The sequence below is a fragment of the Pseudodesulfovibrio sp. JC047 genome (assembly GCF_010468615.1).
Lineage (GTDB): Bacteria > Desulfobacterota > Desulfovibrionia > Desulfovibrionales > Desulfovibrionaceae > Pseudodesulfovibrio.
Map to the genome: position 1 here is coordinate 1 of NZ_WUEH01000006.1, position 11,822 is coordinate 11,822.

General features: G+C 50.8%; 9 protein-coding genes and 1 riboswitch. Of the genes, 2 read left to right on the forward strand and 7 right to left on the reverse strand.

Annotated features, from left to right (window positions below; all coding sequences use genetic code 11):
• Positions 1-251: 251 nt before the first annotated feature.
• Positions 252-551, reverse strand: a complete 300-nt coding sequence (locus GO013_RS05070; RefSeq protein ID WP_163808976.1) for a DUF4911 domain-containing protein — start codon at positions 549-551, stop codon at positions 252-254.
• Between the two features lie 41 nt (positions 552-592).
• Positions 593-1,600: an HD domain-containing phosphohydrolase gene (locus tag GO013_RS05075; RefSeq protein ID WP_163808977.1), complete on the reverse strand. Its 1,008-nt coding sequence runs from the start codon at positions 1,598-1,600 to the stop codon at positions 593-595.
• 73 nt (positions 1,601-1,673) lie between these two features.
• Positions 1,674-1,748: riboswitch (cyclic di-GMP riboswitch) on the reverse strand.
• 162 nt (positions 1,749-1,910) lie between these two features.
• Here GO013_RS05075 and uvrA point away from each other — a divergent pair.
• Positions 1,911-4,676, forward strand: coding sequence for an excinuclease ABC subunit UvrA (gene uvrA, locus GO013_RS05080; RefSeq protein WP_163808978.1), 2,766 nt, complete (start codon positions 1,911-1,913; stop codon positions 4,674-4,676).
• A 343-nt stretch (positions 4,677-5,019) separates the two neighbouring features.
• On the forward strand, positions 5,020-6,492 hold the full coding sequence (locus tag GO013_RS05085) for a sigma 54-interacting transcriptional regulator (protein ID WP_163808979.1): 1,473 nt from the start codon (positions 5,020-5,022) through the stop codon (positions 6,490-6,492).
• Between the two features lie 52 nt (positions 6,493-6,544).
• On the opposite strand, the gene GO013_RS05090 is transcribed toward GO013_RS05085, so the two are convergent.
• The 5 genes from GO013_RS05090 to GO013_RS05110 all read right to left on the reverse strand — a co-directional run bounded on the left by GO013_RS05090 (position 6,545) and on the right by GO013_RS05110 (position 11,529).
• A complete protein-coding gene (locus GO013_RS05090; protein ID WP_163808980.1) occupies positions 6,545-6,832 on the reverse strand; it encodes a 4Fe-4S dicluster domain-containing protein in 288 nt (95 codons plus the stop codon).
• A complete protein-coding gene (locus GO013_RS05095) occupies positions 6,829-8,115 on the reverse strand; it encodes an FAD-dependent oxidoreductase (protein ID WP_163808981.1) in 1,287 nt (428 codons plus the stop codon). The genes GO013_RS05090 and GO013_RS05095 overlap by 4 nt, the downstream gene beginning before the upstream one ends.
• Before the next feature lie 72 nt (positions 8,116-8,187).
• On the reverse strand, positions 8,188-8,973 hold the full coding sequence (locus tag GO013_RS05100) for an enoyl-CoA hydratase-related protein (protein ID WP_163808982.1): 786 nt from the start codon (positions 8,971-8,973) through the stop codon (positions 8,188-8,190).
• 9 nt (positions 8,974-8,982) lie between these two features.
• Positions 8,983-10,236, reverse strand: a complete 1,254-nt coding sequence (gene caiB / locus GO013_RS05105) for an L-carnitine CoA-transferase (protein ID WP_163808983.1) — start codon at positions 10,234-10,236, stop codon at positions 8,983-8,985.
• Positions 10,237-10,389: 153 nt separating this feature from the next.
• On the reverse strand, positions 10,390-11,529 hold the full coding sequence (locus GO013_RS05110; RefSeq protein WP_163808984.1) for an acyl-CoA dehydrogenase family protein: 1,140 nt from the start codon (positions 11,527-11,529) through the stop codon (positions 10,390-10,392).
• Between the last annotated feature and the right edge of the window lie 293 nt (positions 11,530-11,822).

Sequence of the window (11,822 nt, forward strand, 5' to 3'; positions counted from 1 at the left end):
ACCTGGGAAATCATTGAGGAGCAGGGACTTGCCGGGGTGTTAAGTTTGGTTTGACAATTTGCCCCAACAAAAAAACGGCCCCCGCCGGGAGGGCATGGAAGTGGTTCGGGTGCGCAGCACCCACCCTGGCTCCGCGCCAAAGGCGCATTCTTTTTCTTCTCTTCACTCCAAGAAAAGCATCACTGCTGCAAGCGTCCTTTTGTAAGCCCGCTGCAAGCGGCATCCCAACAGCCCGCTGCAAGCGTTCTCATTTAGGCGCGTTGCTCGAAGCACCGCCCCAAAGGTGTTGGAATAACTTCCATCTTCATTTCGGTGGCAACCGCCTTCAAAAAGACCTGTACCTCTCGCTTGAGGTGCGGACTATACCGCAAGACCAAAATTCCTTTGAATTTGTTGACGACAGTAAAAATACCGAGATTGTCGTATCCTTCCAAAAGGAAACGAAATACACCAATATCAGCGGTGTCGATGCGGATGTAGGTCCGAGCCGAAGTCTTCGGCGGTGGGGGACAAATCCTCTTGCGAGGTCGTCTGCGCGAATTTTTCTTCATGCCCGCTGTTTAGCGTCAGCCAGTGAAAAAGGCAACTCCATCTATGCCATGTCAGCTTGGGCAAGGACTGAAATCAGGCGTTTGAGCATCTTCTGATCAAAGGCACTCCGTTTTGAACGGATGTGGGTCAATGCCTCGAATGGCGTCTTCTTGCGACCATCCTTGCCGGACACCAGATTGTCGTACAGATTGCACATGGTCAGGGCCTTCACATAGTCTGGAAGGAAATTCCCCGTTGAACCAGATGGATAGCCTGTGCCGTCTTCCCGCTCGTGGTGAAACAGAATACACTGAAGCGTTTCTTGCGGCAGGGGGAGCGATGAACAATATCCCACACCAAGGGCGGGGTGGGAACGGACCAGCTCTTTGCCTTCCCGGTTGAGATTCTCGTACTTGTTGATGAAAATGTTTTGCGGCAATTCGAGCTTGCCGATGTCGTGCAGCATGGCCCCCAATCCGACAGCGACGAGCGTGTCATGCTCGTCTTTCATGAAGGTGGCGAGTGTGACGATAGTCAACACCATGACCGCAATGCCGTGGCGGTACAAATCATCACCTTCCCGGATGAACCGGGCGAGTTCTCGCAGGGCGTCGTCCCGTGTCAGGAAGGTGAGGGAATTGGAAATGAGGGATTTGATCCGCTTGAATTGCCGTTTGTCCACCGGCGCGGGCAGGGATCGATCAAAGGCGGATTTGGCGATGGCGACCGTCGCGTCATTCCAGGCCCTGGCCCGTTCGGACAAGGGGATGGTCTCGTCTTCCAGAACGTCCATGATGTTGTCCTGGAGATAGCTGGTGTAAAAAATGTAGTCCGAGGCCTTGACGTAGAGATGCTCCACATCAAGTGCGGCAAGCCGTTTGGTATGCTCTTCGGTGAATAAAACACCTTTTTCCGCATATAAGACGAAATTGTTCTCCTGTTTCAGATACAGGGAAAATCCGCCAACCCGGGAGGGGATGACCATGTAGGGCGAAACCTTGAAAACATTGTTCGCCGTTATTTTTTGGGAATCGGTAGAATCGATTCCGAGCGTTGCTGCGTCCCGCATGTATTTTTCCTTCGGAAAGCCGGGATTGCCAAAGAGGTCGGAGACCATGTCAAGTGGATGGTGGAATTGTGGCTTTGGCAACCCGGCGGTCTCGATGAGATCCGTGGCTTTCCGTCCCCGTTTCACAACGGGTTTGGCTTTGTCTTGGACGAGAAGAAATACACAGCAATCGGTTTGCTGTAAACCTTTGCGTGAAGGTCATGGCTGAAACCATGCTCCCTGTGTGGTGAATCGTCGTTTTTGGCGCACAGCGCAGTGGCATTTTTAGTGGATCGCTTGCCTTCCTTTCAGGAATGGTTACTCTCGGTCAATGACGCATACTCCAGATAAAAAATTCATCCATATAGAAGGCGCTCGGCATCACAATCTCAAGGATTTGACCTTGGATATCCCCCGCGATCAACTGGTCGTGGTGTGTGGCCCGTCAGGGTCGGGTAAATCCACGCTTGCATTCGACATTGTGTACGCAGAAGGACAGCGACGATACGTCGAATCCCTGTCCGCCTATGCCCGACAGTTCCTGCCACAGATGGACAAGCCGGATGTGGACAAGGTCGAAGGGCTGTCTCCGGCTATTTCATTGGAGCAGCAGACAGCCACGCGCAATCCGCGATCCACAGTCGGTACGGTAACTGAGGTTTATGACTTCTTGCGTGTCTTTTATGCCCGGCTCGGCAAATTCTATTGCCCCAAGTGCGGCAAACCCATTGCCGCGCAGACCACGGATGAGATCGTGCAACGTATTCTTGATCTGGAGCAGGGGACCAAGTTCATGCTCTTGGCGCCGCTGATTGAACATCAGAAAGGCACACACAAAGACCTGTTCGCCAAACTCAAGAAAGAGGGGTTTGTGCGTGTTCGGGTGAATGGTCAAATGACCTCTCTCGATGATGTTCCTGATCTCGAAAGACATAAAAAACATACCATTGAACTGGTCGTGGATCGGCTGGTGCTCAAGGATGGTATCAAGAAACGGCTCACGGATTCCGTGGAGCTGGCGTTGGAACGGGGCGATGAGCGACTGATCGTGACCGTGGTCGGAGGGGAAACCCCGGGTGATATATTTATGTCCACGCTGTCCACCTGCCCATCCTGCAAAATTTCCATGCCGCGCCTGACACCACAGTTGTTTTCCTTCAACTCGCCGCAGGGAGCCTGTCCTACTTGTAATGGTATTGGGACCGTTGAATATTTTGAGCCGGATCTCATTGCGCCCAACAAGGGACTGTCCTTGAATGAAGGTGGCGTCATTCCGTGGAAGTCAGCGTATCGGCAGGAACAATATGGCCCGAAACTCAAGGCCCTGTGCTCGTTGCATGGGGTGACGCTTGATACGCCGCTGTCTGATTTCTCTGCCGAGGCGTGGGACGATCTGTTTTTTGGCAATCCCAAAGTGGATTGGCAGGGGATTGTCCCTATTTTGGAATATGGACAGATGCAGTCCGGCGTGTGGGACCATTGGACGGCCCGGTTTCAGCAGTCACGGCCATGTCCAGAGTGTCAGGGCGCGCGGCTCAAACCAGAAGCATTGGCTGTGCGGGTGGCGGACAAGAATTTGTTTGAATTCGCATCCATGTCCATCCAGCGTGCGCTTGATTGGTTGAACGAGCTGAAATTCAACGGTCATGACACCTTGATTTCCGAGCCGCTGCTCAAGGAATTGACCCACAAACTGGGCTTCATGGTGAATGTGGGGCTGGAATATCTGTCTTTGGGGCGGAATATGGGCACCTTGTCCGGTGGAGAGGCCCAACGTATCCGGTTGGCCTCACAGCTCGGTTCCGGGCTGGTCGGGGTGACCTATGTCCTTGATGAGCCGTCCATCGGGCTGCATCCCCGTGACAATCAGCGACTTTTGAACACGCTTCGATCATTGCAACGCCGTGGCAACACCGTGCTCGTTGTCGAGCATGACGAGGAAACCATTCGCGAGGCAGATCATATCATTGAAATAGGTCCCAGTTCCGGATGGCTCGGTGGAGAAATCGTGTATCAAGGCCCCGTGGACTCCCTGCTGACGGCGGATTCCCTGACCGGCAAGTATTTGCGGGGAGACATGTGCATTGAGCCGCCAAAATCGCGGCGCACGGCCAAGGAACACATCACTCTTCGAAACGTGCAGACCAACAATCTCAAGAATCTCGATGTGGATATCCCGCTCGGAGTCATGACCTGTGTGACTGGTGTGTCCGGTTCGGGTAAATCGTCGTTGGTCATGGATTCCATGTACAAGCATCTGTTGTTGCATCGTGGGCAAAAAGCGAATAATCCCGGAAAGATCGGTGGTATAGATGGACTGGAAAAAATCGAGAAGGTCATTTCCATCGACCAGACGCCCATTGGTCGGACACCGCGATCGAACCCCGCGACATATACCAAAATATTTGACGAGATTCGGAAGATCTTCGCCGGATCAAAAGAGGCCCGTAAACGGGGGTACAAGCCCGGTCGATTCTCGTTCAACGTCAAGGGTGGCCGCTGTGAAGCATGCAAGGGTGACGGACAAATTCGGGTGGAGATGCACTTTCTTCCGGATGTGTATGTCACGTGTGAAGCGTGCAAGGGCAAGCGGTATAACACCCAGACCCTTGAGGTGGAATACAAGGGAAAGAGCATTGCGGATGTCTTGAATATGACCGTGCGTCAGGCCAAGGAGTTTTTTGCCAATCATCCATCATTGATGCGCAAGTTGGAGGTACTTTCTCAGGTAGGGCTTGACTATCTGCGGCTTGGGCAGCCGGCCACGACATTGTCAGGCGGTGAGGCCCAGCGGATCAAGATCTCGCGCGAATTGGGCAAGCGGAAGCTTCCGGGAGCGTTATATATCCTTGATGAGCCGACCACTGGCTTGCACATGCACGAGGTGGGCAAGCTCATCCGTGTCCTGCACGCGTTGGTTGATAAAAATGCCACGGTCATTGTTATCGAGCACAATACCGATGTCATCATGGCCTCCGATCATGTTATTGATCTTGGTCCAGGTGGCGGCGAACATGGTGGTCAGATCGTGGCCAGCGGAACGCCCGAGGAAATTCTTGAGAATCCCGAGAGTGCTACAGGCTTGTTCTTGAAATAATGGAGAAAATTTGAAAGACGGCTGCGGGTGTCAGGCGGTACTTTCCGTGCTGTGGCTGAGTTCCTGTTTGGCTGTGTATAAGGCTGTTGACATCGTCCATATTCCTCGAAAAATGAACGCAGTTTATCTGTGTCTTTGAGCGAGTGCCCGACGGTTGATTCTGCGGTCTTTTCTTTGTTTCTTTTAAAAAAAACATACTCCACACCATGGAAAAACATATTTTTGTATGGCGTAAAATTTCCATATTGCTAAAAGTGTGAATTCGGAATACGAAGACCATCCTGAATTTGCGACTGCTTCAGTCGGTGTTTTTTTGTTTTTCTTACTTGTTGTGGGGGTCACTATGAAGATCAAAGAAAAATTCAAACTTTCGCGTCAAACCCGAAATTTGCTTGATTGTCTTGCTGCGCTTGGGAATTTCATTGAGGTCATAGATGAGAGGGGTTTTTACATCTATATCTCTCCAAACTGCACGTATGATTTGACAACTGCGGATGAGCTTATCGGGTTGCATGTCACCGAAGCCTTTGAACTGACCAAAGATTCGAGCATCCTGCTCAACACGCTTTCTTCCGGAAAGCCGTATAGGGATCTCCTCTTAAAATACAAATCGACCAAGGCTGAGCGGGCGATCGAATTTCTCTATAATTCTTTTCCCATCATAGAAAATAATTCGCCAGTCGGAGCCATCACAATTTATCGCTATCTCGATGATGTGAAGAAGGCGGTCCGGTATGTCGATACATCTGAAACGCAGTTTCTTGATACCAGCAAGTCCATCGTCAAGCAGCATGGCGACCTGTTTTCCTTTAGTGATATCATTTGCTCTTGCCCGGCAATGGACGAAGCTATCAAGCTTTCAAAACGAGTGGCAAAGACGGATTCCTCTATTCTCATCATTGGGGAAACCGGCACAGGTAAGGAACTGTTTGCACAGAGTATTCATTCTTTTTATGGAAACGAGCAACGTCCCTTTGTCGCTGTGAACTGCGCTGAAATTCCAGAAAATCTCATGGAAAGTACGCTTTTCGGGACGACAAAAGGGTCCTACACCGATGCGCTCGATAAGCGGGGATTGTTTGAAGAGGCTGATGGAGGAACGCTTTTCCTGGACGAATTGCATACGTTGAACATTGAAACGCAGAGCAAGATTCTGCGAGTGCTAGAGACGAAAACGGTCCGAAAAGTCGGTGGCAACAAACGGACGTCTGTCAATGTCAGAGTGCTTTCTTCCATGAACTGCAACCCTCTCGAGGCCATGGACAAAGGGCTTTTGAAGCCTGACTTGTTTTACAGAATCGCTGTGATCGGTATCCGGGTTCCGCCACTCAGAGAGCGTGGTCTGGATGAAGTACGATTGCTTACCAATCATTTCATCAGTCTTATCAATGCGAAGCTTTCGACAAATATATCTGGGTGTTCGGAAGAGACATATGCGATTTTTGGGCAGTATGGATTCCCGGGCAATTGCAGAGAGCTGTCTCATATCATCGAACATGCGGGGAATATGATCGAGGGTAATGAAACAATTATTCAGCCCCGTCATCTGCCGTACTACATCAATGAAATTTTGCGATGTCATTGTGCGCAGGATGCGCTTGACAGTGCCAAACGCCAGCCGAGTCCTGTTTATAAAATTGGTGATTATAAGGCGGCGCATCAAAAGGCTCTGGATGAATTTAACACGTCATTCAACGAAGGGTTTTTGAAACATGCCTTGGAGCATTTCAATGGGAATGTCACAAAGACAGCGAAGGCGATTCATATTTCTCGGCAGCATCTGCATGGGCTGATTACAAAATATGTTGATGAATAAAATGTGAGATGGAGAACACCCATTGGATTCAATGGGTGTTCTTTTTTTCAGGCTAGCCAAATCTGAATTCGACGCCAAATGTTCCCTGCGGGTATTCCCAGCTTTCGAGGATGGTGTCGCCACACAGGATGCGGCATGTGCCACACTCGAGACAGCCTGCATAGTCGAACTGGAGGTTGTCCTCGTCGTCGATCTTGTACAGCCCGGCAGGACAGGCAGCGATCAGCTTTTTCACTTCGGCACGATCAGCATTTTCTTTCAGCTTGATGTGTGCGCCATCTTCGTCAACGAAAAATTTGTTGACCCCAAGTTTTATATCGGTATTGACTTCATTACTCATATTGATCGTACTCCTTTCCAGCCATCTTTGAGCAAATTCATGAATCCGGCCTTTTTCAAGTGGCCCATGAACGATTTGCGCAGGGGGGTGGATGCCCCTTTCACGGTAAACAAGTCATGCATCATGGAATTCACCATCTCTGGATATTCGTTGTACATGCGATTGTTATCGAGGAATTCCGGCATTTTGCTGTACAGGTTCAAGTCCTTCATCACAAAGCTGTCTTCCAACAGTTTCGTGTAGCTGGACAAGGAATCTGCGGTGAAATTATCCGCTTCCTTGGCTTTGAGAACGGCCTTGGCAGCAGCTTCACCGGATGCGATGGCCAGATCCATTCCGCGAACGGTGTATCCCACGTTCAGGCACAATCCAGCGGCATCTCCGGCAATAAGGATGCCATCATCAACCATTTTGGGGATCATTGCACGTCCACCTTCGGGCACGACGTGAGCGGAATATTCCATGAGTTTTCCGCCTTCGATCAGGGGTGCGATCATCGGATGCTGTTTGAAATCTTCCAGCATTTGCGGAACGCTCTTGGTGACCGAGTCAATGTTGTGCAGGCCAAAGACAAGACCCAATGAGATACTTTCTTCATTGGTATACAGGAAGCCGCCACCCATTTGATTGTCAGACGGTGTTCCGGCCACCAGCCATGCTGCGCCTTCCTTGTCGGTGCAGCCAAAACGGTCATTGATCTGCTGCTTGGACAGTTGAATGATTTCCTTCACACCAACAGCGCAATGGTGCGGGCTCAGCTTGTTCACCAGCCCGGCCTTCTGGCCGAGGAGCGAGTTGACACCGTCAGCCAGAATGACGACATTGGCTTCGAGTTCGTCTTCTCCGGCAACGACACCACAGACCACGCCGTCGCGTATGATCAAATCATCGACACGAATGCCGGAAATGTAGTTGGCCCCTTCATCTTCCGCTTTTTCGGCCAGCCATGGGTCGAATTTTGAGCGAAGGACTGTGTATGACCGCTCGGCAGGGTCTTCGGACATGACGTTCGAATGGTCCATGGTGGTGCAACCATCTTCATTCATGAAAGATATTTTTTCATGAACAATACATCGTTCCACAGGGGCTTCCTCGGCAAAGTCGGGAATGATTTTTTCCAGACTGTGGGCATATAACCGTCCACCAGTCATGTTCTTTGCACCAGGGAAATTGCCTCGTTCGACAACGACGACTTCCAAACCGGCTTTGGCGAGCAAATACGCACAGGTAGACCCCGCCAGACCGGCACCAACTATGAGAGCATCAAATTTATCTTCAGACATCGTGAACGCCCTGAACTCCTACAAAAAATTTCGGATAGGGATGGTACCCGATTCAGGTACCATCCCGTCATATTATTTATTGGTAAAAACGGGCTTCCGTCTTTCTTCGAAAGCCTTCATGCCCTCTTGGGAATCGGTGGATTCGTAGGTCATTCTGTCAAACTGACGTTCCAGATCCAGACCTTCCTGAATACCCATGTTCAGGTAGTAGTTCAGGGCTTTTTTGGTCAACCGGTTCGAGATGGGTGCATTGGCGCTGATCTTGCGAGCCAGATCCATTGCCTCGTCCATCAGCTTTTCTGCGGGGAAGACGTCCTGGACAAGACCGATTTCCAATGCTTTGGCAGCAGTGAGTTTCTCTGCTGTGAACATCATCTTTTTGGCCTGTCCGGCACCGATGTTTCTGACCAGACGCTGGCTTCCGCCCCATCCGGCAATCAGACCGAGGGAGGTTTCCACGAGGCCAACCCTGGCGGTTTCGCTGGCGATACGGATGTCGCAGGAAAGAGCCAGTTCAAGACCGCCACCCAGTGCGTAGCCATTGATTGCGGCAATCATGGGAATCGGGAAGTTGGCGACTTTGGTCAAAATGCCACGAGCCCAGACATCGGTCTCTTCGAGATCGTCAACCGTGGGATCGGTCAATTCGCCAACATCGGCACCAGCGCAAAAGGCTTTTTCGCCTTCACCGGTTACGACAACGCAGCGCAGATCGGACTCTTCGGCCAATTCGTTCATGACGTCGCGGAGATCACGGAGCATCTGTCCGCTCAAGATATTGTATTTCGGCTGATTCAGTGTGATGACAGCAATGTTTTCGCTGAGTTCGCACTTAATCGTTTCGTATGAATATGCCATGGTATCCTCTTATTTTTCTTTGTCATCGCGGAAGATGACACCCTTGTCGTACAACTGATCGATCTGTTCCTGACCATATCCAAGGTCTTCGAGAATGGCGTCGTTGTCATAGCCGACATGGGGCATGGAACGCCAAATCTTCGGCTGGTTCACCTTGAATCTGGGAACAATGTTGACGCCCTTGTACTCTTCCTCAGTCGTCATGGTTTCCCAGTTCAGCCAGCAGTCGCGGGCCTGATACTGGGGATGCTTGACGATGTCCTGGAAGCCGAGGACAGGAGCGGCAGCAACCCGCATACCGTCGAAAATGGCGATATGTTCTTCGTTGGTTTTGGTGGTGAAATACTCTTCGACCTTTGATTCCACATAGTCGGCCTTGTCCCAGTTCATGTTGATGAACGAGAAGCCTTCCTTGAAGTCGCCGGTGCCGTAGATATCGTCGCAACCGATCATGGAGAACAGGGTCTTCATCTGCTTGCGACCGAGAATGTTGGTAAACAGGAAACCGTCTTTGGTCTTGTAAATGCCGGTGGCACCCTGGATGGGGTCTTTTGCGCCCGGACGGGGGTACAATCTGCCATCGTTCAGGTAATCGACCAGGTTGTAGGTCGAGAGACGCATCAGGACTTCAGTCATGGCGATGTCGATGCTTTCGCCTTTTCCTGTGTCGCGAGCGCGAATCAGTGCGGCAAGGGTGGAAGACAGGCCGAACATGGCGGTGAAGAGGTCGCCGACATACGGGTATGCAGGCATCGGAGATTCCGGGGTACCGTTCTGGCTCATGTAGCCGGACATTGCCTGGGCAATACCGTCATAGCAGGGGCGATCGATGAAATTGGGATCGGCGTCTTCTTGGCCGTAGCCGGAAATTCTGGTGATGACGAGTTTGGGGTTGATGTCCCACAGGAATTCGTCAGTGATGCCCTTCTTGATGAAGTTCGGGCCTTTACCTGCAACCAGAAAGACATCGGCTTCCTTGATGAGTTTTTTGAAAACTTCCATTCCTTCATCGGCAAAGATGTCGAGAGACATGGAACGGTCGTTTCTGTGCTCATGCTCGGAAGGGCGGTAGTTGCGGTTGGTGTCTCCACCATTCACGTTTTCGAGCCAGATAACATCAGCACCCCATTCTGCCATGAAGTGGGGACCCAGGGGACCGGCAACTTCAACAGCGGAAAAGACGACTTTGACATCTTGCAACACGCCAAATTTTGGCGGGCGGTGATTTGAGTTATCGAAGAATTCCTTCACATTATTTTTCATTGCGTACTCACTTATCGTCTGTTTGATTCAGTCTTTTTCTGAGAACAGTCTCGTGTGTCACTTCGAGAGCAGAGATTCCGTCGAGATCGTCAGAATCTCTGCTCTTTTTGAAGATTCGTTTCTTGAGCGGTGCGTACCGCTCAATCACAACGACTAGCCTCTGTATTCCTTGAGAACACTGCGGCCGAGGGTCAGGATCATCATTTCGTCGGTACCACCGGAAACGCGGGAGGCACGGATGTCTCTCCAGGCGCGGCTGGCTCTGTGATCGCCGCAGATGCCGACACCGGCGAGGATCTGGAGGGCGTCGTCAGTGACTTCCTGAGCAGCGGTGACGCAGTAGTATTTGCACATGGCGGCGTAGCCTTTATCCAGAGTGCCTGCATCGACCATTTCAGCACCGGTGTAGACCATGTGCTTCATGTTGGTCAGCTTGGTCTTCATGTTGGCAAGCTTCAGCTGGATCAGTTCAGTACGACCAATGGCTTCGCCGAACTGGATGCGCTGGTTGGCATACTTGGCAGCGTCTTCGAATGCACACAGGGCATAGCCGTAGCAGTAGAGACCGGAAATGATGCGTTCCTGGTTGAAGTCATCTTTTTGCATGGAGAAACCAGCACCTTCTGCACCGATCATGTCTTTTTCTTCCACTTCGACGTTATCGAGGTAGATTTCACCGGCGCTGTTGGTCTTCAGGCCCAGTTTTTCCAGACCGGAGATGGTCACGCCGGGAGCGTTGGTGGGAACCAACCAGTTGGTGTAATTGGTCATGGTTTCGGCATCCAGGGCCGTCACGATGATGTAGTCGCTGTATGTGGCGTCTGTGCAGAAAGTCTTCTGGCCGTTGATGTAGACTTTGCCGTCTTTGCGGACGTAGTTGGTCTTCATGGCGCCGAGGTCGGAACCTGCACCAGGCTCGGTGGCAGCATTACCAATTTTGGTCAGGCCGGTTGCCATCATCTCTTCAGCGAGTTTGATTTGCTCTTCGGTGCCTTCCCGGAACAAGACAGGGTAGGTGGTGGAGAACCAGATGCTTGCAGCGTTACCGCCAAGGCGCAGTACTTCTTCCCATGCAGCCACGAAAGTCACCATGGCATCTTCTTCCAGTCCACCGTATTCAACAGGGTTGACGATCTGGTGAAGGCCAAGTTCTGCAAGTGCCTTACAAAATCTTTCAGGGAACTTGTGCTCATTGTCGCATTCCTTGAAATAATCATCCCAGTTTTCCCGGGTCATCAGTTCTTTCATACTTGCAACAATCAGTTTTTGTTCTTCTGTCAATGCGTTAGCCATGAATGACTCCTTCCTTTGTGTGGTGTACTTCGCATACATTTAGTAATGTATATGATCGTCCACTATTTTTTGTATTAAGATGAAACTTTCGCACCTAAATTATACAACAACTCTTGAGAAGGTCGAAGCATACAAAGAATCTTCGATGGTGTTGAACAATGAAATTCAAAGAAAAGCATTGTCTCATATTCTTGTATGATGCTTGAGCTACCGAGAGTCACACACATTAAGCAATCAGTATGCCAAAGCCAAAGTTGAAATGGTTTTTGAAAAAAACACAGACGAAAGAGTCG

Bases quoted from the DNA above. Each gene is read 5' to 3' on its own strand.
- GO013_RS05070 (WP_163808976.1), bottom strand. From the start codon at position 551: ATGAAGAAAAATTCGCGCAGACGACCTCGCAAGAGGATTTGTCCCCCA.
- GO013_RS05075 (WP_163808977.1), bottom strand. From the start codon at position 1,600: ATGCGGGACGCAGCAACGCTCGGAATCGATTCTACCGATTCCCAAAAA.
- uvrA (WP_163808978.1), top strand. From the start codon at position 1,911: ATGACGCATACTCCAGATAAAAAATTCATCCATATAGAAGGCGCTCGG.
- GO013_RS05085 (WP_163808979.1), top strand. From the start codon at position 5,020: ATGAAGATCAAAGAAAAATTCAAACTTTCGCGTCAAACCCGAAATTTG.
- GO013_RS05090 (WP_163808980.1), bottom strand. From the start codon at position 6,832: ATGAGTAATGAAGTCAATACCGATATAAAACTTGGGGTCAACAAATTT.
- GO013_RS05095 (WP_163808981.1), bottom strand. From the start codon at position 8,115: ATGTCTGAAGATAAATTTGATGCTCTCATAGTTGGTGCCGGTCTGGCG.
- GO013_RS05100 (WP_163808982.1), bottom strand. From the start codon at position 8,973: ATGGCATATTCATACGAAACGATTAAGTGCGAACTCAGCGAAAACATT.
- caiB (WP_163808983.1), bottom strand. From the start codon at position 10,236: ATGAAAAATAATGTGAAGGAATTCTTCGATAACTCAAATCACCGCCCG.
- GO013_RS05110 (WP_163808984.1), bottom strand. From the start codon at position 11,529: ATGGCTAACGCATTGACAGAAGAACAAAAACTGATTGTTGCAAGTATG.